This is a genomic window from Vibrio sp. J2-3(2022) (assembly GCF_021725735.1).
In the GTDB taxonomy this organism is placed as follows: Bacteria; Pseudomonadota; Gammaproteobacteria; order Enterobacterales; family Vibrionaceae; genus Vibrio; species Vibrio diabolicus.
Genome location: NZ_JAKKCK010000002.1, coordinates 892,421 through 919,379, shown reverse-complemented (window position 1 = coordinate 919,379; position 26,959 = coordinate 892,421). Strand labels below are relative to the sequence as shown.

Annotated in this window: 24 protein-coding genes; 15 read left to right on the top strand and 9 right to left on the bottom strand. The window is 44.6% G+C overall.

The window, feature by feature from the left end:
- Window positions 1-11 precede the first annotated feature (11 nt).
- Window positions 12-1,178: an ADP-forming succinate--CoA ligase subunit beta gene (gene sucC / locus L3V27_RS12185; protein WP_005393009.1), complete on the top strand. Its 1,167-nt coding sequence runs from the start codon at window positions 12-14 to the stop codon at window positions 1,176-1,178.
- Window positions 1,178-2,050, top strand: a complete 873-nt coding sequence (gene sucD, locus L3V27_RS12180; RefSeq protein ID WP_005382181.1) for a succinate--CoA ligase subunit alpha — start codon at window positions 1,178-1,180, stop codon at window positions 2,048-2,050. The genes sucC and sucD overlap by 1 nt, the downstream gene beginning before the upstream one ends.
- A gap of 71 nt (window positions 2,051-2,121) precedes the next feature.
- Here the strand turns inward: sucD and znuB are convergent, their stop codons facing one another.
- Together znuB and znuC are read right to left on the bottom strand one after the other, a co-directional pair.
- Window positions 2,122-2,907: a zinc ABC transporter permease subunit ZnuB gene (gene znuB / locus L3V27_RS12175; RefSeq protein ID WP_046874250.1), complete on the bottom strand. Its 786-nt coding sequence runs from the start codon at window positions 2,905-2,907 to the stop codon at window positions 2,122-2,124.
- Entirely contained in the window at window positions 2,900-3,688 is a 789-nt protein-coding gene (znuC, locus tag L3V27_RS12170; protein WP_006742704.1) for a zinc ABC transporter ATP-binding protein ZnuC, read from the bottom strand. Before znuC ends, znuB begins: the two co-directional genes overlap by 8 nt.
- 78 nt (window positions 3,689-3,766) lie before the next feature.
- Between znuC and znuA the strand changes: the two genes are divergently transcribed.
- From znuA to L3V27_RS12145, 5 genes are all read left to right on the top strand, one after another.
- Window positions 3,767-4,654 carry a zinc ABC transporter substrate-binding protein ZnuA gene (gene znuA / locus L3V27_RS12165; RefSeq protein ID WP_006742703.1) on the top strand — a complete coding sequence of 296 codons (888 nt, stop codon included), beginning with the start codon at window positions 3,767-3,769 and terminating at the stop codon, window positions 4,652-4,654.
- A gap of 201 nt (window positions 4,655-4,855) precedes the next feature.
- Window positions 4,856-8,233 (top strand): helix-turn-helix domain-containing protein, encoded by a 3,378-nt coding sequence (locus L3V27_RS12160; RefSeq protein ID WP_237311931.1) that lies wholly within the window; start codon window positions 4,856-4,858, stop codon window positions 8,231-8,233.
- Between the two features lie 826 nt (window positions 8,234-9,059).
- Window positions 9,060-9,287 (top strand): FeoA family protein, encoded by a 228-nt coding sequence (locus L3V27_RS12155; protein ID WP_005382190.1) that lies wholly within the window; start codon window positions 9,060-9,062, stop codon window positions 9,285-9,287.
- The gene (gene feoB / locus L3V27_RS12150; protein ID WP_104974369.1) at window positions 9,287-11,563 is read left to right on the top strand and encodes a Fe(2+) transporter permease subunit FeoB; all 2,277 of its coding nucleotides are present in this window, start codon (window positions 9,287-9,289) and stop codon (window positions 11,561-11,563) included. The genes L3V27_RS12155 and feoB overlap by 1 nt, the downstream gene beginning before the upstream one ends.
- A complete protein-coding gene (locus tag L3V27_RS12145; RefSeq protein ID WP_005396058.1) occupies window positions 11,560-11,790 on the top strand; it encodes a FeoC-like transcriptional regulator in 231 nt (76 codons plus the stop codon). The genes feoB and L3V27_RS12145 overlap by 4 nt, the downstream gene beginning before the upstream one ends.
- Before the next feature lie 92 nt (window positions 11,791-11,882).
- On the opposite strand, the gene L3V27_RS12140 is transcribed toward L3V27_RS12145, so the two are convergent.
- Complete coding sequence (locus L3V27_RS12140) at window positions 11,883-12,311, bottom strand: HIT domain-containing protein (RefSeq protein ID WP_012842045.1); 429 nt, start codon at window positions 12,309-12,311, stop codon at window positions 11,883-11,885.
- 126 nt (window positions 12,312-12,437) lie between these two features.
- On the bottom strand, window positions 12,438-14,171 hold the full coding sequence (argS, locus tag L3V27_RS12135) for an arginine--tRNA ligase (RefSeq protein WP_053807098.1): 1,734 nt from the start codon (window positions 14,169-14,171) through the stop codon (window positions 12,438-12,440).
- Between the two features lie 220 nt (window positions 14,172-14,391).
- Between argS and L3V27_RS12130 the strand changes: the two genes are divergently transcribed.
- The gene (locus tag L3V27_RS12130) at window positions 14,392-14,988 is read left to right on the top strand and encodes a VOC family protein (protein ID WP_012842043.1); all 597 of its coding nucleotides are present in this window, start codon (window positions 14,392-14,394) and stop codon (window positions 14,986-14,988) included.
- 72 nt (window positions 14,989-15,060) lie between these two features.
- On the opposite strand, the gene L3V27_RS12125 is transcribed toward L3V27_RS12130, so the two are convergent.
- The 3 genes from L3V27_RS12125 to purU form a co-directional block, all read right to left on the bottom strand.
- The gene (locus L3V27_RS12125; protein WP_237311929.1) at window positions 15,061-15,429 is read right to left on the bottom strand and encodes a hypothetical protein; all 369 of its coding nucleotides are present in this window, start codon (window positions 15,427-15,429) and stop codon (window positions 15,061-15,063) included.
- Between the two features lies 1 nt (window position 15,430).
- Window positions 15,431-17,050: a serine protease gene (locus L3V27_RS12120; RefSeq protein WP_237311928.1), complete on the bottom strand. Its 1,620-nt coding sequence runs from the start codon at window positions 17,048-17,050 to the stop codon at window positions 15,431-15,433.
- A 203-nt stretch (window positions 17,051-17,253) separates the two neighbouring features.
- The gene (gene purU, locus L3V27_RS12115) at window positions 17,254-18,087 is read right to left on the bottom strand and encodes a formyltetrahydrofolate deformylase (RefSeq protein ID WP_005382206.1); all 834 of its coding nucleotides are present in this window, start codon (window positions 18,085-18,087) and stop codon (window positions 17,254-17,256) included.
- A gap of 218 nt (window positions 18,088-18,305) precedes the next feature.
- On the opposite strand from purU, the gene L3V27_RS12110 reads away from it, so the two are divergent.
- The 7 genes from L3V27_RS12110 (at window position 18,306) to rnd (ending at window position 25,799) form a co-directional block, all read left to right on the top strand.
- Window positions 18,306-20,246, top strand: coding sequence for an ATP-dependent DNA helicase (locus tag L3V27_RS12110; RefSeq protein ID WP_005382210.1), 1,941 nt, complete (start codon window positions 18,306-18,308; stop codon window positions 20,244-20,246).
- A 29-nt stretch (window positions 20,247-20,275) separates the two neighbouring features.
- The gene (gene tsaB, locus L3V27_RS12105) at window positions 20,276-20,977 is read left to right on the top strand and encodes a tRNA (adenosine(37)-N6)-threonylcarbamoyltransferase complex dimerization subunit type 1 TsaB (RefSeq protein ID WP_005396049.1); all 702 of its coding nucleotides are present in this window, start codon (window positions 20,276-20,278) and stop codon (window positions 20,975-20,977) included.
- A gap of 60 nt (window positions 20,978-21,037) precedes the next feature.
- Complete coding sequence (locus L3V27_RS12100) at window positions 21,038-21,343, top strand: hypothetical protein (RefSeq protein WP_012842040.1); 306 nt, start codon at window positions 21,038-21,040, stop codon at window positions 21,341-21,343.
- 41 nt (window positions 21,344-21,384) lie between these two features.
- A complete protein-coding gene (locus L3V27_RS12095; RefSeq protein ID WP_237311926.1) occupies window positions 21,385-21,942 on the top strand; it encodes a Slp family lipoprotein in 558 nt (185 codons plus the stop codon).
- A gap of 6 nt (window positions 21,943-21,948) precedes the next feature.
- Complete coding sequence (locus L3V27_RS12090; protein WP_237311924.1) at window positions 21,949-22,803, top strand: alpha/beta hydrolase; 855 nt, start codon at window positions 21,949-21,951, stop codon at window positions 22,801-22,803.
- A 106-nt stretch (window positions 22,804-22,909) separates the two neighbouring features.
- Window positions 22,910-24,601, top strand: coding sequence for a long-chain-fatty-acid--CoA ligase FadD (gene fadD, locus L3V27_RS12085; protein ID WP_005382216.1), 1,692 nt, complete (start codon window positions 22,910-22,912; stop codon window positions 24,599-24,601).
- Window positions 24,602-24,680: 79 nt separating this feature from the next.
- Complete coding sequence (gene rnd, locus L3V27_RS12080) at window positions 24,681-25,799, top strand: ribonuclease D (RefSeq protein ID WP_082244853.1); 1,119 nt, start codon at window positions 24,681-24,683, stop codon at window positions 25,797-25,799.
- Window positions 25,800-25,877: 78 nt separating this feature from the next.
- On the opposite strand, the gene minE is transcribed toward rnd, so the two are convergent.
- Together minE and minD are read right to left on the bottom strand one after the other, a co-directional pair.
- Window positions 25,878-26,141: a cell division topological specificity factor MinE gene (gene minE / locus L3V27_RS12075; RefSeq protein ID WP_005396037.1), complete on the bottom strand. Its 264-nt coding sequence runs from the start codon at window positions 26,139-26,141 to the stop codon at window positions 25,878-25,880.
- Between the two features lie 2 nt (window positions 26,142-26,143).
- Window positions 26,144-26,956 (bottom strand): septum site-determining protein MinD, encoded by an 813-nt coding sequence (gene minD, locus L3V27_RS12070; RefSeq protein ID WP_005388331.1) that lies wholly within the window; start codon window positions 26,954-26,956, stop codon window positions 26,144-26,146.
- Between the last annotated feature and the right edge of the window lie 3 nt (window positions 26,957-26,959).

Here is a 26,959-nt window from a genome sequence, read left to right as displayed (position 1 = left end):
GGAATATCGAAATGAATTTGCATGAATACCAAGCCAAACAGCTGTTTGCAGAATTCGGTTTGCCTGTGCCAGAAGGCTACGCGTGTGATACACCACAAGAAGCTTTTGAAGCTGCAGGCCGTATCAGTACAGAAAAGAAAGTAGTTAAATGTCAGGTTCACGCTGGTGGCCGTGGTAAAGCGGGCGGTGTAGAGCTGCACGATACAAAAGAAGGCGTTAAAGAGTTTGCACAAAAGTGGTTAGGTAAAAACCTAGTGACTTACCAAACTGACGCTAACGGTCAGCCAGTTACAAAAATCCTTGTTGAAGAAGCTTCAAACATTGCAAACGAATTATACCTAGGTGCGGTTGTTGACCGTGCAAGCCGTAAGATCGTTTTCATGGCTTCAACAGAAGGTGGTGTTGAAATCGAAAAAGTTGCGGAAGAAACGCCGGAGCTTATCCACAAAGCTGCAATCGATCCACTAGTAGGCCCACAAGCTTACCAAGGTCGCGAGCTTGCGTTCAAACTTGGTCTTGAAGGCGACCAAATCAAACAATTCGTTAAGATCTTCATGGGTCTTGGCACGATGTTCGCCCAGTACGATCTTGCTCTACTTGAGATCAACCCGCTTGTGGTTACTGGTGAAGGCAACCTGCTATGTCTTGATGGTAAGATCAACATCGATTCAAACGCTCTTTACCGTCAGCCTAAGCTTCGTGAAATGCACGATCCATCACAAGAAGATGAGCGTGAAGCACACGCAGCTCAGTGGGAACTGAACTACGTAGCACTAGACGGTAACGTTGGCTGTATGGTTAACGGTGCAGGCCTAGCAATGGGTACGATGGATATCGTAAACCTACACGGCGGCAAACCAGCTAACTTCCTAGACGTAGGTGGCGGCGCGACGAAAGAGCGTGTTGCTGAAGCATTCAAGATCATCCTATCAGATGACAACGTGAAAGCGGTACTTGTTAACATCTTCGGTGGTATAGTACGTTGTGACATGATCGCAGAAGGTATTATCGGTGCGGTTAAAGAAGTAGGTGTAAGCGTACCTGTTGTTGTTCGTCTAGAAGGTACTAACGCTGACCTAGGTCGCGAAGTTCTTGCTAATTCTGATGTTGATATCATTGCTGCTGAGTCGCTAACGGATGCTGCTCAGAAAGTTGTTGCTGCTGCGGAGGCTAAATAATGTCTGTATTAATTAACAAAGACACTAAAGTAATCTGTCAGGGTTTCACTGGTGGTCAAGGTACTTTCCACTCAGAGCAAGCTATCGCATACGGCACTCAGATGGTTGGTGGTGTGTCTCCAGGTAAAGGTGGCCAAACTCACTTAGGTCTACCTGTATTCAACACAGTTCGCGAAGCAGTAGAAGCAACTGGCGCAACAGCGACAGTAATCTACGTTCCAGCACCTTTCTGTAAAGATGCAATTCTAGAAGCGATTGATGCGGGCATCGAGCTAATCGTAACAATCACGGAAGGCATCCCTACAACAGATATGATCGACGTGAAAGTGAAGCTAGAAGAAACTGGCGTTCGTATGATCGGTCCTAACTGTCCGGGTGTTATCACTCCTGATGAGTGTAAGATCGGTATCATGCCTGGTCACATCCACAAGAAAGGTAAAGTAGGTATCGTATCTCGCAGCGGAACTCTAACTTACGAAGCAGTTAAGCAAACAACTGACGAAGGTTTCGGCCAGTCTACTTGTGTTGGTATCGGTGGTGACCCAATCCCAGGTTCAAACTTCATTGATATTCTAAAACTGTTCCAAGAAGACCCTGAAACTGAAGCGATTGTTATGATCGGTGAAATCGGTGGTACAGCAGAAGAAGAAGCAGCAGCATACATTAAAGAAAACGTAACGAAGCCAGTGGTTTCCTACATTGCTGGTGTAACTGCTCCTCCTGGTAAACGTATGGGCCACGCTGGTGCGATTATCTCTGGCGGTAAAGGTACTGCTGAAGACAAATTTGCAGCACTAGAAGCGGCGGGCGTTAAGACTGTGAAATCTCTAGCAGAGATCGGCCAAGGTCTACGTGAAGTAACGGGCTGGTAATTTCCAACTCGAAGCTTAAAGCTAAAAAAGCCTAGCAATTATTGCTAGGCTTTTTTGTATCAAGGTACTTTTTACGATTTTTGGCGAATAAATTGGCTAAGCATAAACAGAGATGTTGCGCTGATTACTACTGATGGGCCAGCCGGCGTATCGAAGTGCCATGATAGGCTAAGCCCCATTAGTACTGCCACAGAGCCAATAATAGATGCGAACAGTGCCATTTGCTCTGGTGATGAAGAGACCTTACGTGCTGTTGCTGCTGGGATGATCAGCAAAGAAGTCATGATAAGTGCCCCAACAAACTTCATTCCTACGGCAATCACAACACCTACCATAAGCATTAACACCAATCTAACCAAGTCTGTATTGACGCCCTCGACGGCAGCAAGCTCTTCACTAACTGTGCTCGACAATAAAGGTCGCCAAAAAACGTAAAGACACACACTAACAGCAGCGACACCTGCGTAAATGAACATCAGATCTTGCGGAGATACTGCGAGTAAGTCACCGAACAAGTAACTCATCAGATCTACACGGACATTATCCAAGAAACTAACAGAAACTAGACCAACAGATAATGCGCTATGGGCGAGTATACCCAGAAGCGTATCGGTTGCGACCAGTTGTTGTTTCTGCAATGTCACGAGCAATACGGCGAGTGCTAAACAGCAAACGAGTAGTGCAAGATAAAGGTTCACGTTGAGCAGAAAGCCTAATGCCAAACCCATCAATGAAGCATGTGCCAGGGTATCACCGAAGTAAGCCATTTTGCGCCAAACGACGAATGACCCAAGAGGACCTGCAATGATCGCGATGCCAATACCAGCAAGAATAGAAGGTAGAAGAAACTCAATCATGGTGATGATGTCCGTGTTTATGGTTGGAGCATGATGTCGCATCGCCAGTTACTGGCGTTCCGGATAAATCGTGATGATGATGCTCGTGGTCGTGATGATAAAACGCGAGCGATTCTCTCGCTGCATTGCCAAATAGCGCGATGTAAGAAGGGTGCTGAGTAATCGTGGCAGGTGAACCAGAGCAGCAAACATGGTGATGCAGACAAATGACATCATCTGTTTTGGCCATTACTAAATGTAAGTCGTGTGACACCATAAATACACCGCAATCGAATCGGTGACGAATGCTTTCAATTAGATCGTAGAGATCGATTTGACCTTGAATATCCACACCCTGCGCAGGTTCATCTAGCACTAACAGCTCTGGGCGTTGAAGCAAAGCACGCGCAAGTAATACGCGTTGGTTTTCACCACCTGACAAGCGATGCATGTTACTACTAATTAAATGCTCAGCGCCAACAAGCCTTAATGCATCAATACATTCTTGTTTACTGTATTTTCCTGCTAAATTTAGAAAACGGGTGACATTCAATGGAAGAGAGTCATTGAGCTTCAATTTTTGAGGAACATAACCAATTTTTAGTTTTCTTTGTCGGTTTAATTTGCCGCTAGTCGGTTTTTGAAGGCCTAAAATGACTTTGACTAACGTTGATTTTCCCGCTCCATTGGGACCAATTAGGGTTGTTATTTTGCCCTTTTGTAATTCCATACTAATGTTATCGAGAACTCTGCGGCCATCGAACTCGACGCATAAGTGCTCAAGATGGACTAAGGAAGACATGAATGAAACTCATTTGCAAATCAATAATGTTATAATGTAACATTATCACACTTTCTACACCATATCCCAAGTAAAACTATGAAAAGAGCATTAATTCTTGCTGCGTCAGCGATGCTAACGTTGCCAGCACACGCAGTAACGGTACTAACGAGTATCAAACCGATTCAGTTATTAGTGACAGAACTTACTCAAGGTGTGACTTCGCCAGATGTATTACTGCAGTCCAACACTTCACCCCATGATTACGCTTTACGCCCATCGGATGTTAAGAAAATCGCTTCTGCTGATTTAGTTATTTGGTACGGACATGATCTCGAACCGTTTCTGGAAAAAGTCGTGTCAGACAGATCGAATACGCTGACTATTAGTCAAATTCCAGATCTAGATTTGCGTGAGTTTGATAGTGAGCACAATCATGACCATGATGGCCACGATCATGGTTCACATGATCCGCACTTTTGGTTAGGTGTAAGTCAAGCACAACAAGTTGCCAAGGCTGTCGTGAATCAACTGGGATCACTTGATCCGGAAAATGCAGCACAGTACCAAGAAAACCTTAAAAAATTTGAAACTGAGCTCAGCCAGACGGACCTAGAGATCAAGAAGAAATTATCGCCAGTGAAAGACAAAGGTTACTTTGTGTTTCACGATGCTTATGGTTATTTCGAAGAGCGTTATGAGTTAAATCAAATGGGGCACTTCACCGTGAGCCCGGATCGTAAGCCGGGCGCAAAAACCTTAATCCAAATTCGTCAAAAGTTAAGTTCAGGAGATGTAGCCTGCGTGTTTTCTGAACCTCAGTTTACTCCAGCTGTCGTTCAGAGCGTGATGCGAGGTAGCAAAGTTGCCAAAGGTGAACTTGACCCATTAGGGAGCACAATTGAAGCAAAACCGGGCAGTTACTTTACTTTTCTCAACAATATGGCGAATAATTTTGAGCAGTGCTTGAGCCAAAAGACGGATTAAGTAGTGTTGTTGTGTAGGAATAGTCCTTTTAACGTGATCCAGTAGTAAGAATTACAACCTTTGGCAAGGCGAGCCTTTTCTCAAACAGTAATTGAGATATCATTATCAATAATTAGCAGCTCAAAATAACCGTATAAGTCCATGCTGTAGAAGATATGGACGGTGAGCGCCGAGCACAAATTGATATAAAAGGTTTTCGTCTTGCTACGCCAATTAGCCCTTGTCTTGTTGGGCTTTTTCCTATCTTTCCAAGCATTTGCTCTTCATAATGCGAATGCCATCTTTTACCCTTTGCCGACTCAGGTTAAGGGTACTTTTATTGCGGCTAAAAAATTGTTCTTGGGTGAGCAAGGGGGCTTGTGGATTCACGACGTGCATGGGCGGGTGTTGTTTTATGATGGCCAAAATATCCTACCTAAATCAGGCAGTTTTTTACAAACGTCTGCCAAGCAACTGGCTTATCATGAAGGCTCGTTCTGGACCTTTGTTGAGAATGAGGTGTATCAAACTTATCCAAATCAAGAAAGACGTTTAGTCTTTAGCTTAAACCCTGGGTCGCAAATAAGAAAAATCGGTTCTTCTGAAGATTATATTTGGGTTAGTGATGGCGCACATTTCTATACTTACGACATCGATACTAGCGAGTTAAAGTCCTTTTCTTTGTTGCAGCTCTATCAACATAGCAACAATAGCTATGTTTATATTAACGATGCAGTTCTGCTCGAAGAGAAGTGGGCACTTGCTACAACTTCTGGCTTTTATCTTTCAGAAGGAGATAAGTTTGACCATGTAGTCGCTTCAGGTCAGAACTACATTGAAAAGATCTACTACTCACACACGCGCAGAGAAATTCTGGTAGGAACGTTGCGTGGGGCATTAATTTTCAATATTTATCAACCTGATAAAGAGGTGATTAAGATTGGCGGCTCTCATGTGTTGACTTTCGCTGAGACAAATCAAGAGTACTGGGTGGGGACTGAGCATGGTCTGTATTTATACTCATTCTTGTCAGGCGAAGTGACAGAAGTCGAGCCTGCAAGCTTTCTTGAACTGGAGCTGGATAATACAAAGATCTATTCGCTACTGAGTGACAACATGGGAGGGATGTGGATCGCGACTAACCAAGGCATTCGCTATTACTCCTTGTTTAGTAAAAAGTTTGAACGAGTAACCTTCAGTAGTTACGACTCGCAAACCTTATCAGGGCGAATTCGACAAACCTCCACAGGACCTGATGATGCGCTTTGGTTCGCGGATGACCGAAAGCTTTATCGGACAGGTGAGAGTGGCAACATCAAAGTCTTGGAGCTTGATTCGCAGATCAATGAATTTGCATTTCAAGGTGGGATGCTTTGGCTTGCGACCTCTAAAGGGCTCGAAATATTCGAGCTGAATGGTCTTAACAAAGTGACATTTCCTTATTTACAGGTTATGGCTGGACACGGAGTGGAGCATGTGACTGTAGATGGTAATGAGCGTCTCTGGGTATCAAGCGGATACCATCTTTACAATGTTGATATAACCAAGCAAAGCGTAAGAAATTTTGGAAGTGAGTGGCTAGTAAGTCAGTACTTACCAGCTAAGGTTACGCGTTTATACGACACTGAAGATTCTCTATTGATAGGGACCGATCATGGGATTTATCAATACAGCAATGAAAACATCCAGTTCATCCGCTATTCCGAAAAATTTGGTGAATCATTAGACATGGTCACGGCGGTTGATGGCAGTCAGTGGTTTGCGTCATCTTACGGCGTTTTTAAAACGATTAAAGGAAGTAACGAGAAACATGTTGTTGAAATGAGTGTGCCCAACGCGCGACCTGCTTGCTTGATCAGAGACAGGCAAGGTGTGTGGTTAGCCTCTTCTGTCGGATTAAGCTATTACCACCTTTCGGGTGAATTAGTGAAACATTATTCATCGGCGTCTGGCTTAATGAACAACGAGTTTCTACCAGGAATCTGCAGTGTTATACAGCAAAAAGAAGGTGGTGAGCGAGAGCTCGTCCTAGGGTCGAAATACGGGTTGGTAAAAGCTGAAGCATCCAAGCTGCTTGTGTCCAACCCTCCAGAGTCGAAGTTTATCGTGAGCCAAGTTGTGCTTGAAAACGAGATTCTACAAGTTGGTAGCGCCGATTTGAATGGCATAAAATTACCGTATGGCTCTTCTCTAAGTTTCTTATTTGGCGTGATGCCAAAACCAGACAGCCAAAATTTGTATTATCGATTGAATAGCGATGATCCTTGGCAAGCGCTAGAGGGAGGCCAACTGACTCTAGAGCATCTCAATTCCGGTGAATACCATCTACAGGTAAGTAATGAGTCTCAAGTCGCTGCTGGATTGGTTGGGCTCGAGTCATATTTTATTGTGCTTAATCCTTGGTATTTATCGCAACTCGCAATTTTAGGTTTTGTGGTCGCGAGTATTGCCATGGTTGCACTACTTATGTACTGGCGTTCTCGCTATGTTGTACAGGCTAACCGTGATTTAGCTGCGCAAGTGACACTCAAAACTAACCAGTTGAGGCATCAAAGCCGAGTGTTGTTGACGAGTAACCAACAGCTACGTAAACAGATTCAAGTCAGAAACCTGTTGGTTGATCACGTGGCGCAATCTATTAAGTCCAGTGTGGATTTTGTAGCGTCAAAATTACCCATACCTTTGGATGCAGCTACGGAAGATCATCTGGCGAAAACGACATGGCAATTAAATGAGTTAAAAAGTGTTCCTGGCGAAGCTAGCGGCGGCAGTCACAATTACAATTTGAGTCAGATAACTCAATCGGTGGTTGATGTATGGCAAGATGATTTTGCGAAGGCTGGGATTATGATGGAGCTTGAAGATGAGAGAAAAACAAGTCGAATTGCTCTGGAAAGCTTTAACCTTGATGTTATCTTCAACAGCATTTTTGCCAATATCATCAAGCGTTCTTTCCGAGGCCAAACGGTGAGAATCATGCTAGAAGAGGGCAATGATATTGTTTCATTGAGTTTTCTTGATTATGGGACGCAACTGCCTAATAAAGTCACGACCGGGCGTCCATCTAATATGAACCACTCTGAATTGAGTATTGATCATCTTGCCCAGTTAGTGACAACGAGTGGAGGATACTTGGCGGTGTTTACTTCCGACGCTCAAAATAAAATCGAAATTACATGGCCAACTGCGAAAGAGATGAGTTATGTGGATGAATCTTTGCAAGAATTTGAGTCTGAACCTATCGTCGAAGATAAAGTGACCCCAGAGAAAGAATGGTTGCAAAAAGTCTATCAGCTGGTGGCTGAGCATTACCATGACCCTGAGTTTGGTACTGCTTTAGCGGCTAAAATGCTGTTCATGTCAGAACGCTCTTTACAGAGGCGCTTTAAATCAGCCTCGTCAAGAACGTTAAAAGATTATGTAACCGAAGTTCGTTTAGAAACGGCGTGTGAGCAGTTATTAGCGGGCGAGAAAATCAGCGAAGTAGCGTTTAACTGCGGCTTTAATGATCCTTCTTACTTTAGCCAAAAGTTTAAATTGCATTTTGGTTTGCCTCCTTCCAAGTTTGCTTTGACTCAAGAAAGCCAAGAAACCAACTAAAAACCCTCATTACACACTCCCTAGTGAATATTCAAAAGACTGGGGAGCTGCTTATAGCGCTCTACTATTCTAGAGCTACCAATGCAGTGATTCTCATTGCTTCTTCATCACATCTAGCCTACAAATCCATTCTCAATACGTAAGCACGGTCACGCTCTATCTGTTAGTAGCGCTGTTCTTAGCTATAACCATACATGGCTTAAGAGGACGGATTTACCTACGGCGACAAATAGATGAATGGTTGTATTTTTGTATCTAGAGTGCGTTGGTTCATTTGAGTAGTGGGGGTATGCGAAATTCGTGAAAACAGAACTGTGCTGAAAAGGTGGATAAGATAAAGAGTTTAGAGAGAGATGAAAAAAATATCGTGGTATAGCCGGGGGGACTATACCACGGGTGTCAATGACACCTTCGCTTGCTGCCGGAGTGACATGTTGCCATGCCACCTCTGGAATTCATTTGAGAGGTGGCCCTCTCGATGGAGTAACTATACGAAAGGTTACTTATTTTTCTTATAAAAATAACGCCATGTTGATATGAGAAAAGCGACAAAGTTTTAAGTTCCAGCTAAATTATTGTTTTGTATTGAATTTTTTATTTTTGCCCTTTGTTTGTGACATTTTTATTTCATTGATCGTGATTTTTAATTGTTAATTTTGACGTAAATAACGAGAGGAAATTTACGGAGTTGACGTTTGAAAGCATGAAAACATTTATGAAATCTTTGATTTCACACAAGGATTGAAGGGTTATAGAAGAGTAATATTGGCAGCCTAAACTTATTAAATAATAATATTTCTCATTAGCAATACTCTTAAGGGCCACTATGAAGTTATCAGAGATTAATCCTGGCGATACGGTGACGATTCGGTTGTTAGATGGTCTTTCATCAGATATCAGAAAGAAACTCATGGTAATGGGGCTGCTTCCCAATACAGAAGTCAAAGTGATTCGACGTGCTCCAATGGGCGATCCTTTACAAGTCGAAGTCCGTGGTGTGTCTGTCGCATTGCGAGAAACCATTGCTCAGAAAATTGAAGTGGAGCGAGTGTAATGCAATATCAAGTGCTTACCGTAGGTAATCCTAATAGTGGTAAAACGACGCTATTTAATGGTTTGACTGGCGCAAAACAGCAAGTTGGTAACTGGGCAGGCGTCACCGTTGAAAAGAAAACGGGACAATTCAAACATGCGGGTGACGAGTTTTTGCTCACTGACCTCCCTGGCATTTACTCGTTAGACAGTGGTAATGATAGCAATAGTATTGACGAATCCATTGCATCGCGTGCGGTTCTAACTCATCCTGCTGATCTAATTATCAACGTGGTTGATGCCACGAGTTTAGAGCGCAGCTTATATATGACGTTGCAACTTCGCGAACTTGGCCGTCCTATGATTGTTGTTCTCAACAAAATGGATGCGCTAAAACGTGAACGTCAAATGATTAACGTTTCAGAGCTTGAGAAAACGTTAGGTTGTCCTGTAGTAAGTTTATCTGCAACCAATAAAACTCAAGTTGCAGAGTTTAAAGAAAAACTTCATAAGTCCATCGTTCAAGGGGTCGCGCTTAAAGAGCTATCTTTGCATTACGGTGAAAAGATGGAGTCGGCGATTCAAACTGTTTCCGCACTTTTTAACGATCAAACCGTCGCCCATCGTGCATTAGCAATTCGTGCGCTTGAAAAAGACACGATGGTTCTCAATAGCCTTTCCGATATTGATAGAAGCAAAGTATTGGAAGTCATTGCGACTTTAGACTTGGATATCGATTTGCATGTCGCGGATACCAAGTACACATACCTGCATGAACAGTGTAAAAAAGTTCGCCGAAGCGAAGGCAAATTAAGCCGTAGCGTGACTGAAAAACTCGACCAGTTTATTTTGAACAAGTGGATTGGGATCCCATTCTTCTTTGTGGTTATGTACTTGATGTTTATGTTCTCGATTAACATCGGTAGTGCATTTATCGACTTTTTTGACATTGGTGTAGGCGCATTGCTGGTTGATGGTGGACATCACTTATTAGATGGTCACCTCCCCGTATGGCTAGTTACGGTGATTGCTGATGGTTTAGGCGGCGGTATTCAAACAGTTGCGACCTTTATCCCGGTCATAGCGTGTTTGTACTTATTCCTTGCTGTGCTTGAGAGCTCGGGTTACATGGCACGCGCTGCGTTTGTGCTTGATAAAGTGATGCAGAAAATCGGCTTGCCGGGTAAAGCGTTTGTCCCTTTGGTTCTTGGTTTTGGCTGTAACGTTCCGTCGATCATGGCAACGCGCACGCTAGACCAAGAGCGTGAGCGCAAGTTGGCTGCGTCGATGGCACCGTTTATGTCATGTGGTGCTCGCTTACCTGTGTACGCTTTATTTGCTGCCGCTTTCTTCCCAAGCTCTGGTCAAAACATTGTGTTTGCACTTTACCTACTTGGTATTGTCGCCGCGGTGTTTACCGGTTTGTTCCTCAAGCACACGCTGTATCCTGGCAGCAGTGATAGCTTGGTGATGGAAATGCCTGACTATGAGCTTCCGACATTGCAGAACGTCGTGATCAAAACTTGGCAAAAACTTAAGCGGTTTGTATTGGGTGCAGGTAAAACCATCGTAGTGGTTGTTGCTATCTTGAGCTTCCTCAACTCGCTAGGAACTGACGGTACATTCGGTAATGAAGACAGTGATAAATCGGTTCTATCAAAAGCCGCTCAGGTTGTGACGCCAGTGTTTGCACCAATTGGTATTCAAGAGGATAACTGGCCAGCAACGGTTGGTATTATTACTGGTATCTTCGCGAAAGAGGCAGTCGTGGGCACATTGAACAGCTTATATACTACGCCAACCGATGGAGAGGATGCAGAATTTGATCTTATGGGTAGCCTAGAAGAAGCGGTGATGAGCATTCCTGAAAACCTAGCAGGGCTGAGCTATTCTGATCCTCTGGGGATTGACGTCGGTGATTTAGCAGATTCTCATGCAGTCGCAGAGGAGCAAGAAATTGATGAATCGATCTTTGGTAACATAAAAGAGAAATTTGTTTCTGGTCATGCTGCTTTTGCGTACCTAGTTTTTATCTTACTTTACACTCCTTGTGTGGCTGCGATGGGTGCCTATGTTCGAGAATTCGGCAATAACTTTGCGCGCTTTATAGCGGTATGGACAATGGGGCTCGCGTACTTGAGTGCGACTTTCTATCATCAGCTTATGCATTTCGCTGATAGCCCTATCACCAGCGGCGTTTGGATTGCCATAATTATTGCGATTTTCTTTGGCACGTACCGCGTTTTCAAGCGCGTAGGCAAGAAACATCAAGGCGAGTTTGAGGCGCAAGTCGTATGATTTTAAAAGAGCTTTATCAATATATTGCCGAAAAAGGAACGGTTTCCCAATCTGAGCTAGCAAAACAGTTCGGAATGAGTGAAGACGGTGCAGACGCCATGTTAAGTGTATGGATTAACAAAGGTCGCATTTCTCGCTTGGTAGATACAAATAAAGCTCATCATATAACGCGAATACGCTATGCAGTCACAAAGCACGATGGTTTGTCACTTACCGTAACCATGTAGTAGGAGCAATAACCATCGCGCACAAACAACAAAGCCGCATCAGCAATGATGCGGCTTTTTACTTTCTACCTGAATTAAAAGTTATATAACGGTTACGCTTTACGGAAGATAGAGCTTAACGACAACACATTACGAATTCGGTTAAGAATCTCTTCTTGTTCTTCGTCAGTACGAAACTCACCTTTGGTGTTACCCCAAACTGGTCCCGGCCATGCCATATCGTCTTTAAAGCGCGCAATATGGTGAATGTGCAGCTGTGGCACCATGTTACCTAGGGCGCCAAGGTTTAACTTGTCTGGGCGGAATGTCGCTTCGAGTGCTTGGCTTACCGCTTGAGATTCGAGCAAAAACTGTTGTTGCTCTTGCATTGGCAAGTGGTGTAGCTCTTTCAAATTTTCGCGTTTAGGCACCAAGATAACCCATGGCACAGCATTATCTTTATGAAGAAGCGCGACGCAAAGTGGGAAGTGACCAATCACCGAAGTGTCTTTTGCCAATTGAGGATGAAGTTCAAAACTCATTATTGCTGTCCGATTAATTTTTAGTTTGAATTAGTATACGACAGATAAAACAAAAGGTTGGCGCTTTCACGTCAACCTTTGTCATCATTTAGCTTGTGCTACTTAAGCTAACTACGTAAAAGCGGATTACATACGCTCTAGAGTATCGATACCCAGTAGAGACAGACCTTGCTTGATGGTCTTCGCTGTTAGCGCAGCTAGTTTCAGACGGCTTTGTTTCACTGCTTCGTCTTCAGCAACTAGGATAGGGCACGCTTCGTAGAAGCTAGAGAACTGACCTGCTAGTTCGAATAGGTAGCTACACATGATGTGTGGTTGGCCTTCGCGAGCAACAGATTGAACCGCTTCTTCGAACTGCATAAGTTTAGCAATAAGTGCTTTCTCTTTCTCATCAGTGATTTTGATGTCACCTTGGAGAGCGTCCATAGCAACACCAGCTTTAGCGAAAATAGAAGCTACGCGAGTGTATGCATATTGCATGTATGGTGCTGTGTTACCTTCAAACGCTAACATGTTGTCCCAATCGAACACGTAGTCAGTCGTACGGTGTTTAGATAAGTCAGAGTATTTAACCGCTGCCATTGCAACTGTTTTAGAGATCTTCTCTTTTTCTTCCGCATCTAGTTCAGGGTTTTTAGATTCGATCAGCTGTGCTGCGCGAACTTCTGCTTCATCTAGAAGATCTGCTAAACGAACGGTACCACCCGCACGAGTCTTGAATGGCTTACCATCTTTACCCAGCATCATGCCGAACGCGTGGTGCTCAAGAGATACAGACTCAGGCACGTAGCCCGCTTTACGAACAATCGTCCAAGCTTGCATTAGGTGCTGGTGTTGACGTGAGTCGATGAAGTAAAGCACACGGTCTGCGCTTAGCTCTTCATAACGATATTTTGCACATGCGATATCTGTTGTTGTGTATAGGAAACCACCATCGCGTTTTTGAACGATAACGCCCATTGGTTCGCCATCTTTGTTCTTGTATTCATCTAGGAATACAACTTGCGCGCCATCATCTTCAACGGCAAGACCTTGTTCTTTTAGGTCTGCAACGATCTTAGGAAGCATGTCGTTGTACATGCTTTCGCCCATGACGTCGTCACGAGTCAGTGACACGTTTAGACGGTCGTAGTTGCGCTGGTTTTGGATCATGGTTACATCAACGAGTTTTTTCCACATTTCTGCACAGTACTCGTCACCGCTTTGCAGTTTTACCACGTAGTTTCGCGCCTTTACTGCGAACTCTTCATCTTCATCGTACAGCTTTTTAGACTCACGATAGAAGCCTTCAAGGTCCGCAAGTTCCATAGAAACTTCGCCAGACTCTTGTTGTACACGCTCAAGGTTTGCGATAAGCATTCCGAACTGAGTACCCCAGTCGCCGATGTGGTTCGCGCGGATCACTTTGTGACCTAGGAACTCAAGCGTACGTACTACCGCATCACCGATGATGGTTGAACGTAGGTGACCAACGTGCATTTCTTTTGCTACGTTTGGTGCAGAGTAGTCGGCAACGATGGTTTGTGCTTCTTCTTTAGCTACGCCAAGACGCTCGTCTTTTAGCGCCGCGTCGGCTTGTTTCGCAAGGAACTCTTCGCTTAGGAAAATGTTGATGAAACCAGGGCCAGCGATTTCTGTTTTGCTCGCAATACCATCTAGGTCCAGAACATCCAGTACTTTCTGTGCAAATTCTCGAGGGTTAGTACCCAGTTTTTTAGCAACGCCCATTACGCCGTTTGCTTGGTAATCACCAAATTGTGGCTTTGCTGATTGGCGAACGGCTGCAGGACTGCCTGCAGGTGCGCCAGCGGCTTCTAGAGCCTGAGATACTTTGTCATTAATAAGTGCTTGGATATTCACACGCGTTTCCTTCAATTCAAGGACAAAGAACTCGGCAATATGTACGCCGAGCTCTGTTAGAGTTCACAAAAATGGGGCTAATCATAACAACTTTATTGCTTTTCATACAGAGATGAATAGGCGAAATTTTTACTTTTTCGATTGAATGGAAATGTGGCTTAGTTTGCGTTTACTATTGCACTCAAAGTAATGAGATAAATCGCCCCATAAGAGACCCACAATGACGACTCAACTAGTTGAAAAGCGCCTAACGCCTGAATTGATGATCCAAGATCTGGACGCATTTATGGCGAAGATTGAAGAGCTTGCAACCCTGTTAAAACTGGATCTGAGCTTTGCTCAAGCTGACCATATTGCGCTGCGTATTAATGATACTGAAACAGCGAAAGCCGCGCATGAAGCATGGAATCAATACGGTAAGGTGATTTCACAAGCGAAAATAAACGGTCGCCCAATCATCGTTATCGAATTCGACAAAGCGTTGGAAAGCCGTGGCTGGAAGATTGAGTGTCTAGAGCTGCCATACCCTGCGGAAGGCAAAATCTACCCAAATGAAAGCTGGGAACATGTGGAGTTTGTGATTCCGTCTCATGCCGAAACCGCAGATGAGTTTCTTGCTGATTTGAAACACACTTACCCAGCGTTTGGCGCGCGTTTTGATGAGTTAAAAGAGCTGGGTGTAAAGAGCAAATTGTCGAGCCCGAAAGGGGAAGGCGAACGCTTGAACAACCCAACCGTGGCGTTTAAGTACCAAGGCATTTGTATCAAGCTGCACCCGCATTCACTTAAGCGTATTGTGGAGTCTGAGCAGGCGTAAAACGCTAGAGTGAAAATTGCTGAGTTGCGAGAGGCAAAAAGGGAGCCGAGGCTCCCTTTCGTAAGCGAATCACTATTTAGCCAGTGACTTGCTTTTTGGGTTGGTAATGGAAAGTTTTTTGCCTTTCAACTCTTCGTCTAGAGTTAGTGTGAAAGTCTTTGGAAACGGCATTCGTTTACAATGATCCACTTTGTTCCTGACGATTGTGAGCAGGGCTTCCGTTGACGAGTTTTGCTCTATTTTTAAGCTAAAGTCATCGTTCTTACTGCAGCCATTAGACTCGGCGATAAATGAAATTTGACTATCGCTAGTTCGGTACGCTTCAACCATGACGGCTTGATGTTCAGACTCTAGACCTTGCTGCGTTTCTGTATTTGCCGAGCAAGCGACTAAACTGATGGAGCTCAAGCCAAGCAGCATTGTTTTGAGTACATATTGCATCTTATTGTCCTTTTTTGCGACGCAGGAAAGGACCTGCGGCTAGCAACATTAGTAGGCTAAGTGAGAGGCTGCCGCCTGAACTCGATGTTGTTGTTACGCTGCTCTCGCTAGTGTTATCTGAACTAACTGACATCTTGATATTGCGAATATACGCTTGCGCGTTGTAACCACCGCTAAACTCGTAGTTTTTCAGATAAGCAAAAGTAATCGTGTTTGACTTCCGGTAAAGATCGATAGAAAGTTCATTGTACTCAAGAAGCTGGCGAGTGTAGTCATACTCTTGGCCATTGACGTAAACGACAAAAACATCGAAACCATCTGACAAGACTTTAAAGTCCATTGATAGTTTGCCTTTTGGAAGATCGGTTAAATACAAGATGGATGCGCCAGCAGACGTTCCCATGTCTGCTGATTGAAGTTCACCATTTTCAGCGGTCCAAGCGTGTTCATTGGTGTACACGTTTGCGCCAGCTAGCGTAACGGCACTGCTCAATGAGCTGCTTGCTTTATCAATACCACTATATATTAAGGTAGTCGAAAGTTTAGATAGTTTCGGATGATCAGTAGAGACGTCAATCGTTTCAACTGAGTGCGAGTAGCTTGGGTAGTAGCCTACCGTAATTTGACAGCTCTGAGATGGTGCCAGTGTCGCAGTACAGGTATTTTTGGCGAGGCTGATTCCGCTTGTTAGGGTAACGCCCGTGATGTTAATTGGCGTATTCCCCTCGTCATTACGAATAGTAAAGGTCTCTTGCTGCGCTTTTCGCTCAACGAAATGAAGATCTCGATACTGAGTGTAGCTGATAGTATTACGATGACTATCTATCCAGCCGTTGTGCTGAAAATGAGCGACGTTTGCGTAAACACCATAAGCATTTGGTTGAGCACATCCATCACCCCAACTGACCACCCCTAATAATTTGTTGATGCCGTTATCGTCAACGATGAGCGGACCGCCGCTATCTCCTTGGCAGCTATCTTTACCTCCCCAATAGTATCCGGCGCAAATGCCGTCATCTGATACATTAGAGTAGTTTCCTGGTAGGTTTTGGCAGGTAGCTCGATCTACGTATTCCAAATCTACTTGTTGTAAAACGGTTGGGTATATTCTGTCTGTCGTGGACGTATTTCCCCATCCAGCCACATGCAACTTGTCTCCCACACGTACGCTATCTAAAAGTTCTGGCGTTGCCAGATCAATAGTTGCGCTATCGACATTGCGTTCTAATTCGATAAGAGCGATGTCATTGTTCGTTGTATTACTGTTATATGCAGTATGCGAGTAGATATTGTTAACCGCGATGCGCTGCGCGTGAGACTCGTTGTTTTGATCATAAAGACCAAGAGCGATATCAATATCGTCCGCATTAAGACCTTCCACACAGTGCGCAGCAGTTAATACGTATTTTCCACCAAGGAAACTACCGCCACAGAAGTGACCAATAGATGTTGGCTGTCCTTTACGGACCAGTGAAGCAATAAACTTCCAGTCGGAAGTATTAGCTGGCTCGCCGCCAATAATGCGAGTGGATACATCATTCTGAACAGGCTTAAGAGTATCTGCGATTGTGGTTGCTGGCAAAGTCAGCCCAATCAGAAAAGCCACTAACGTTTTTTTCATTTTAATTCCGTAATATTAACGTGGTTTATTATAAGGGGTCCAAATGATAAACGGAATCATTCTCTCAGTAAATAGTTGTAGTGAAATGAAAAATTATAATATATCGGTTTAATTTTGATGGTTAGAGTCGGGGGATATCCCTGAAAAGATGAAACCCGTCAAGTTGGACGGGTTTCATTCTCTTTGTAACTAGTGCGGAAGGATTACAGGATCACTGTTTTATTTCCATAAACAAAGACGTGGTCGTTAATGACTTTATTCAACGCTTTGCTCAACACATTCTTTTCTACATCGCGTCCCGCTTGTGCCATATCTTGGGCATTGAATGTATGGTCGACAGGAATTACGTCTTGCTTGATGATCGGCCCTTCATCTAAATCATTGGTCACGAAGTGTGCCGTTGCACCGATGATTTTCACACCGCGATCGTAAGCTTGTTGATATGGCTTCGCGCCAATAAAAGCAGGTAAGAAGCTGTGATGAATATTAATGATTTTGTGGTGGTATTTCTCAACAAACGTAGGCGTCAATACGCGCATGTATTTAGCTAACACCAAAAAGTCAGCATCGTATTGGTCGATCACTTCTAGCATCTTCTGCTCGTGTTCTTCACGGCTAAGGTTTTCATGGGTCACATGGTGGTAAGGAATGTCGAAGCGTTCAGTGAGAGTTTGCAGTTTGTCGTAATTCCCCACCACAGCGGCGATCTCAACATCTAGGCTTCCATCGTAGGTTTTCATCAGAATATCGCCTAAACAATGCGCTTCTTTTGTGACGAGAATGACGATGCGCTTACGGCGAGAGCCAACCAATTTACGCTTAGCACCTTGCGGGAGAGCTTGGTCCAAGTCGGCAAGAAACGTTTGATCGTTGAAGTATCCCTCCAGCTCCGTTCTCATGAAAAAGTGGCCACTGGTATTATCAACAAATTCGTTATTGTGAACGATGTTGAGTTGGTGCTTGTAACAGATATTAGTAATTTTCGAGATGAGACCCGGGGCGTCAGAACAGTGGGTCAACAGTGTTTTCTTTTCCATAAATCAGGTACTTCCATGCATTAATATTTTAGCGTACGAATTTGTTATTATTCCCTGGCGGGTGTAACTGTACTGCCATGTTTCACCATAAATAATCTATTCTTACGTTGGTTTCAACAAAATATCCGCGTGTCGCCGCAAGCTGGTCAGATTGTGGGCTGATGTCACTCCTATTCCTCTGATATACTCTCGATAATTTTTCAAACTCAATACCAAGCATGATCGCAAAAACTTTTTCCTCTGATGGCGCGTTAGGTAAGGCCATTCCTGGCTTTCAAGCTCGTCAGCCACAAATCGATATGGCGGAAGCCGTCAGCAGTGCGATCAAAGATCAAACCCAGTTGGTGGTGGAGGCAGGAACCGGAACCGGTAAGACCTTCGCCTACCTAGTCCCTGCGCTGTTGAGCGGTAAAAAAGTGATCATCAGTACAGGTTCGAAAAACTTGCAAGAGCAGTTGTACCATCGTGACTTACCACTCATGGTCAATGCGCTTGGTTTTTATGGCCAAGTTGCATTATTAAAAGGGCGTTCTAACTATCTGTGTTTGGATCGCTTGAGCCGCCAAATGGTCGAAAGCCATACTAATGAATCTGACCCGACGCTATTAACTCAATTGGTTAAAGTGCGTGCTTGGTCATCAGAAACCAAAACAGGTGACCTTGGTGATTGTGATGATCTGCCAGAAGACAGCATGATCATTCCGACCATCACTTCAACCAATGATAACTGTTTAGGTAAAGAGTGTCCGAGCTACACCGATTGCTTTGTATTGAAAGCTCGTAAGCGAGCCATGGATTCCGACATTGTTGTGGTGAACCATCACTTATTTCTTGCTGATTTAGCGATCAAAGAAACAGGATTTGGTGAACTGATCCCAGAAGCCGATGTGTTTATTTTTGATGAAGCTCATCAGTTGCCAGATATTGCGAGCGAATATTTCGGCCAGTCAGTATCAAGTCGCCAAATTCACGATCTTGCCAAAGATATTGAAATAGCCTATCGCACCGAAGCAAAAGATATGCGCCAATTGCAAAAAGTGGGCGACAAACTCATGCAAAGCGCAATGGACATGCGGATTGTACTGGGTGAGCCTGGCTTTCGTGGCAACTGGCGTGAGGCGTTGCAATCAGGCTCTATTAAGCGAGAATTATTGCGCTTAACTGATAGCCTCGAATTGGCGATTGATGTACTCAAAATAGCCTTAGGGCGCAGTCAATTACTGGATACCGCCTTTGAACGAGCCAATTTGATCAAAGGCCGCATCGACCGGGTATGTGATGTCGATATTACCGGCTACTCATACTGGTACGATACCTCGCCTCGTCATTTCGCTCTGCACATTACGCCTCTTTCTGTCGCGGACAAGTTCCATGAGCAAATAGAGATTAAACAAGGCGCGTGGATTTTCACGTCAGCAACCCTAGCCGTATCGGGCGACTTCAAGCACTTTACTGAGCGCCTTGGCCTCAAGCCTACAAAGCAATTTTCTCTGCCGTCCCCCTTTGATTATCAAAAACAAGCGCGCCTTTGTGTGCCAAGGTATCTGCCAGAGCCAAACAGTAACGGCTTAGCGGATAAGTTAGTCCGAATGCTTGCTCCGGTGATTGAAGAAAATGATGGTCGCTGCTTCTTTTTATGTACCTCGCACAGCATGATGCGTGAACTAGGTGAGAAGTTCCGAGAAGTACTTGAGCTGCCTGTGTTAATGCAAGGGGAGATGAGTAAGCAGAAAACCTTGGCGGAGTTTATGGAACTGGGTAACGCTTTACTCGTGGCGACAGGTGCATTCTGGGAAGGGATTGATGTTAGAGGTGATGCGCTGAGCTGTGTTATTATCGACAAATTACCGTTTACCGCCCCTGACGATCCATTACTCAAAGCCCGTATCGAGGATTGTCGATTGCGTGGCGGTGAACCATTTGCTGAAGTACAAATCCCGGATGCAGTGATTACGTTAAAGCAGGGAGTAGGACGATTAATTCGAGATCAGAAGGATCACGGTGCGTTGATTATTTGTGATAATCGCCTCGTCACGCGAGACTACGGTGGTATTTTCCTCGGAAGCCTACCACCTATCCCAAGAACGCGAGACTTAGATGGAATCAAAGCATTCCTGAAAGCAGAACAATCTGTCACAGACGCAAGTGCTGAGGCATAACCCAATAAATGAGAGTTGTAGAGAGTTAAATGAGCGCAAAAATTCTTGCTATCGATACAGCGACTGAAAACTGTTCAGTTGCGTTGTTGGCTAATGATCAAGTGATTTCACGTAGCGCGGTTGCACCACGCGATCACACCAAAAAAGTACTGCCAATGGTTGATGAAGTACTTAAAGAAGCTGGCCTGACTCTACAAGAGCTAGATGCGTTAGCGTTTGGACGTGGTCCAGGTAGCTTTACTGGCGTTCGTATCGGTATTGGTATCGCACAAGGTTTGGCGTTCGGTGCTGACTTACCTATGATCGGCGTTTCAACGCTGGCTGCGATGGCTCAAGGTAGCCATCGTTTACATGGTGTGACCAATGTCGCTGTTGCCATTGATGCACGTATGAGTGAAGTTTATTGGGCGCGCTATTCTCGTCAAGACAATGGTGAATGGGTTGGTATTGATGAAGAGTGTGTTATTCCACCAGCACGTCTAACTGAAGAAGCACAGGCAGACGACAAAATGTGGACGACAGCAGGTACTGGTTGGGATGCATACCAAGAAGTATTAGCAGACCTACCATTTAATTTGACGCATGGTGAGGTTCTGTACCCTGATTCACAAGACATCGTGATTCTTGCTGAACAAGAATTTAAAAAGGGTAATACTGTGCCGGTAGAAGATTCTAGCCCAGTTTATCTACGCGATAATGTGACATGGAAAAAACTTCCTGGTCGCGAATAGTCCGTTTTTCATTAACCTGACAAAAAGCAGGGCGTTTGCCCTGTATTTTTATGGAGTGCTATGGCGTCGATTAATGGCTTGCCTCCTTCTTTGATTCCCGGTGCAAATCGCACTAATAAAGTCAGCAAAAAGAAGCAGGTAGATAAATCACAAACAAAGCAGCCTGTAGGTCAGCCTTCAAAGGTTGCTAACGCTGTGGCGCACTCCATAAAACACGTGGATGAGTCCCAAATTCACCGAGCTCAAGTGCAATATGACCTTCCTGAAGGGAGCGCACGTAAAGCAATGGAGCAGTACATGGATGTCATGAATCGAGCTAAAAAAGAGGAACTGGCTCAATTACTTGGTGTCGATATTTACGTGTGAGATCTCCCCAGCTTGGGGTTACTAATATTGAAAGGTGGTTTATGAAGGTTTTTGGACGGTTTTTTCTCGCATTATTTGCTACGGTTGGTTTGTCTGCGTGTAGCTCGTTGCCAGAGGAGCTAAATGCAAGCACAGAATTGGTCGTTACAGACTATAAAGCTTTTGCTGAGTCTCAGGGGCAAGTGAGTGAAGATGTTCGCCTTGGTGGAATCATCGCTAAAGTGGATAACTTTAAAGATAAAACGCGTCTAGAGATTGTAAATCTTCCAATCAGTAAGTCTGGTAAACCTGATATTGATGAAGAGCCTACGGGACGTTTTGTCGCCTATTTTGATGGCTATTTAGAGCCTGTTGCCTTTAGTGAAGGTCGTTTGTTGACGGTTGTAGGTAAAGGCGCCGGAGAAGAAGAAGGAAAGATTGGTGAGCACGAATACGTATTCCCGATCATTAAGGGGCGAGGCTACCGTTTGTGGAAAATTGAAGAACGTGTACGCATGTATGACTCGCCAACCTACTTTTACCCATGTTACTCGATTAACTGCCGCATGTGGCGTAATGATTTCCCACAAGACGGTAAAGTGATAAAACAGGTCAAATAATCTGCGATGCATGAGCGTCAATTCGAGCTTCCTGCCGGCAAAATGGCAGCCCTAGAGATAGGGAACGAAAAAACGGCTGACTTGTCAGTCGTTTTTCTTCATGGATGGTTAGATAATGCGGGCAGCTTTAAAGCGCTCATGGAGCAGTTGAACCAACTTAATCCTCACTTACACCTCCTTGCTATCGACCATTTTGGTCACGGTTTATCGAGTCATAAATCTCACGATAATTATTACCCCTTTCACGACTATATTGCCGATTTGTATCAGTTTTTGGACGAATTATCACCAAACAGACTGATATTAGTAGGGCATTCACTTGGTGCTTTAATCGCAAGTTGCTATAGTGCTGCGTTTCCAGAGCAGGTCGAAGCTCTTGTGCAAATTGAGGGAGCAGGTCCTCTTACTGAAGATCATGCTAACAGTTTGCCTCGTCTTCGCGATGGCGTTTTAAGTCGAGTAAGACAGCACAACAAGCCAGAGCGAAGCATTACCTCCTTCGATCTGGCGTTAAAATTACGCATGCAAGCCAACCAATTAACCGCTGAGCAGCTTCTGCCGATAGTCGAGCGTGGAACAGAGCGGCGAGGAGATAAATGGTATTGGCGGCATGATGCCAAGTTAAAATGTGCGTCGCTTTACCGAATGGCGCAAGCGCATGCTAACTCGATTACCAGCCAAATACGTTGTCCTCATTTGATCGTATTAGGCGATCAAGGATTTCAGAATTTACCATCTAACCAAACTGATTGGGGAGAGAACCCGCCGCAAGTGGTTTCTGTCAAGGGTGGTCATCACTGTCATTTAGAGCAAATACTCGAGGTCGCAACGCGAATCCTTGGTGTAGTTAACAAAATTTAAACAAGTGTTTGAGAGTTGCGTGCTCAAGCACGTTCGCTGTGCTGTAATAGCTTTCAAAATAAAAAGGACGCTATTTTTTAGCCAGTTATAAACGAGGAGTAACATCGTGGATAAACCATGGCTTTCACGTTATCCAAGTGACGTACCTGAAACCATTAATCCAGAGCAATATGAGTCTTTGGTAGAAATGTTTGAGCAGTCTGTACAAAAATATGCAGACCAACCAGCATTCATGAACATGGGCTCGGTTATGACCTTCCGTAAATTGGAAGAGCGTAGTCGCGCATTCGCAGCGTATCTGCAAAACGAGTTAAAACTGCAAAAGGGTGACCGTGTTGCTCTGATGATGCCAAACCTACTGCAATACCCAGTGGCGTTGTTTGGTATTTTGCGTGCAGGTTGTATCGCCGTAAACGTTAACCCACTTTACACTCCTCGTGAACTTGAGCACCAATTGAATGACTCAGGTGCGACGACGATTGTGATTGTATCTAACTTTGCGAACACGCTAGAACAAATCGTCGATAAAACACCAGTTAAACACGTGGTGTTAACCAGCCTTGGTCAAATGCTGCCACGAGCGAAAGGTACGATTGTCGATTTTGTCGTGAAGTACGTTAAGGGCATGGTGCCTAAGTACGATTTACCTGGTGCAATCTCAATGCGTCAGGCTCTACGTAAAGGTCGTCGTCTACAATACGTTAAACCGTTTATGTCTGGGGATGACATCGCATTCCTGCAATACACGGGCGGTACGACAGGCGTCGCGAAAGGTGCGATTCTGACTCACCGTAACATGATTGCGAACGTTTTACAGGCGAAAGGCGCGTACGGGCCGGTTTTATCTCCAGGCCGTGAATTGGTCGTGACAGCGTTACCGCTGTATCACGTATTTGCTCTTACCGTAAACTGTTTACTGTTTGTCGAAATGGGTGGCCGTAACCTACTTATTACCAACCCTAGAGATATTCCAGGGTTCGTGAAAGAGCTACAAAAGCATCCGTTTACCGCGATTACGGGCGTGAATACCTTATTTAATGCATTGGTCAATAATGAAGATTTCCACGAGTTGGATTTCAGTAATCTACGTTTAGCCGTTGGCGGCGGCATGGCAGTGCAGCGCTCAGTGGCAGAAAGATGGCAAAAGACCACGGGTTGCTATTTGCTCGAAGGTTACGGTCTAACAGAGTGTTCTCCGTTGGTGGCGGCATATCCGCATGATCTTGTTGAATACAATGGCTCTATTGGTCTGCCGGTACCATCAACAGAAGTTCGTATCGTGGACGAAGAAGGCAACGCTCTTGCGAATACTGAAACTGGTGAACTTCAAGTTCGTGGCCCTCAGGTTATGCAAGGTTACTGGCAACGACCTGAAGCAACGAAAGACACGATTAACGAAGACGGTTGGCTATCAACTGGCGACATCGTTAAGTTCGATGACGAAGGCTTCCTGCATATCGTTGACCGTAAGAAAGACATGATCTTAGTATCAGGCTTTAATGTTTACCCGAACGAAATCGAAGACGTTGTAGCACTACACGGCAAAGTACTTGAAGTTGCTGCTATTGGTCAGCCGCATGAAGTGTCTGGTGAATTAGTGAAGATTTATGTCGTGAAACGCGATCCGAGCTTGACCAAAGACGAAGTGATCGCGCATTGTCGAGAACACTTAACTGGCTATAAAGTACCTAAGTTGGTTGAGTTCCGCGAAGACTTACCTAAAACCAATGTCGGTAAGATCTTGCGTCGTGTTTTACGCGAAGAGAATGACGCTGAACTCGCGAAGAAAAGCGCATAAGCCGATTTCGTCGAGTCGAGAGATTTAAAAAATGATAGAATGCCAGCGTTTTGCTGGCATTTTTTATAGCGAGAAGTATGTGAATTATCAAATTATTACCAAAAACAAAGACCTAGAAGAAGTTTGCATTCACGCCCGAGAGGCAGATGTAGTGATGCTGGATACCGAATTCGTCCGTATTCGCACTTTCTACCCGCAGTTAGGTCTGATTCAGCTTTTCGATGGTAATCGCCTCTCGCTGATTGATCCGACCGAATTAACGGATATGACGCCGTTCGTAGCGCTATTAAAAGATACTTCTGTGCTAAAAGTGCTGCACGCATGTGGTGAAGATTTAGAAGTTTTCCAAAACGCATTTGGTTGCACTCCATTCCCTATGGTAGATACACAGTTGATGGCGGCCTTTCTTGGTCACGGTCTATCAACAGGCTTCGCATCGCTGGTGGAAGAATATTTAGGCGTAGAGCTCGACAAAAGTGAATCACGTACTGACTGGATGGCTCGACCGTTGACGCAAAAGCAATTAGATTATGCTGCTGCAGACGTGCATTACTTATTACCGTTATACGAAAAGCTGTTCGATAAGGTGACGCAAGCAGGTTGGTGGGAAGCCGTACAACAAGAAAGTGATTTGTTGGTTTCAAAACGCATTCGCGTCACTAATGAGGAGAATGCCTACCTTGATATTAAAGGTGCTTGGCAGTTAAAACCTTCTGAACTGGCGATTTTAAAGCCATTGGCGACGTGGCGTTATCGTGAAGCAATCAAACGAGATTTAGCGCTGAACTTTATCTTCAAAGAAGGTGACCTATTAACAGTCGCTCGTCTTGGCTTAACGAACTTTAAGAAGATGGAAGCGGAAGATATTGATATCCGAGCGATTAACCGCCATGGCGCGAAGATTGCCGCGATTGTTAAACAAGCGAAGCAAACACCTTCTGAAGAGTATCCAGCGAAAATTGAACGCTTAATGGATTATCCAGGTTACAAACAAGTCTTCAAAAATATGAAAGACATAGTGAAATCGGCGTCGCAGAAGTCTGGCTTAGCGACGGAGTTCCTTGCTTCTAAAAAGCAGATCAATCAGCTGATCAGTTGGGTGTGGAAAAAAGATCGCGATCCAGAAGTGTTGCCTGACTTGATGCAAGGGTGGCGTTTGGATCTACTCGGCGACAAGATGAACAAAGCATTAAAGTAATAAAAGGTTAAAAGGTTGGCCTCGGTGCCAACCTTTTTCATTCAAATCTGAGCATTCAATCTCGCGAGGAAAAGTGGTTTACTTCTCGTCGTCTGGTAGCTTCACATTGAGCTCAAGAACTGAGATATCGTCGTCTTTGTGCTCAAATGTTAAGTCAACCATATTTGGATCAATTGCCACGTACTTACTGATCACCTTCAAGATGTCCTCTTTCAATTGAGGTAAGTAAGAAGGCGCTGGATCATTTTGGCTGCGGCGCTCAGCAACAATGATTTGCAAACGCTCTTTAGCTAGATTCGCAGAAGTTTTCTTCTGTGGACGGAAAAATTCTAATAATGACATGTCTAGCCTCCAAAGAGTCGTTTAAAGAGTCCTTTCTTCTCCTCAGTAAGGAAACGAAATTCAACCTGATTGCCTAATAAGCGATCAACGGTGTCAGAGTAAGCCATACCTGCATCGGTGTTATCGTCAAAAGTGACTGGCACACCTTTGTTTGACGCGTTAAGCACGGCTTGGCTTTCTGGAATCACGCCCAGTAGTGGAATATGTAAGATCTCCTCTACGTCTTCAACGCTTAGCATTTCGCCTTGAGTGACGCGAGATGGGTTGTAGCGAGTCAGTAGCAGGTGCTGTTTTACTGGCTCTAGCCCTTGTTCTGCACGCAGGGACTTAGAATCTAAAATACCGAGAATGCGGTCAGAGTCACGCACAGAAGAGACTTCTGGATTCGTTGTGACAATGGCTTCATCGGCGTAGTACAAGGCCATCAATGCGCCTTGTTCGATACCTGCTGGTGAATCACAAATAATGAAATCAAAGCCCATTTCATCAAGTTCGCCGAATACGCGCTGAACACCATCTTTTGTCAGTGCGTCTTTATCACGAGTTTGAGAAGCAGGAAGAATGAATAGGTTGTCCGTGCGCTTATCTTTGATCAGCGCTTGGTTTAATGTCGCTTCGCCGTTAATGACGTTTACAAAGTCATACACGACACGGCGCTCACAGCCCATGATTAGGTCGAGGTTACGCAAACCGATATCAAAATCGATCACCGCGGTCTTTTTTCCCTTCAGAGCTAGACCAGAGGCGATGGCTGCGCTTGAAGTGGTTTTACCAACGCCACCTTTACCAGACGTTACTACAATAATGCGTGCCATTTT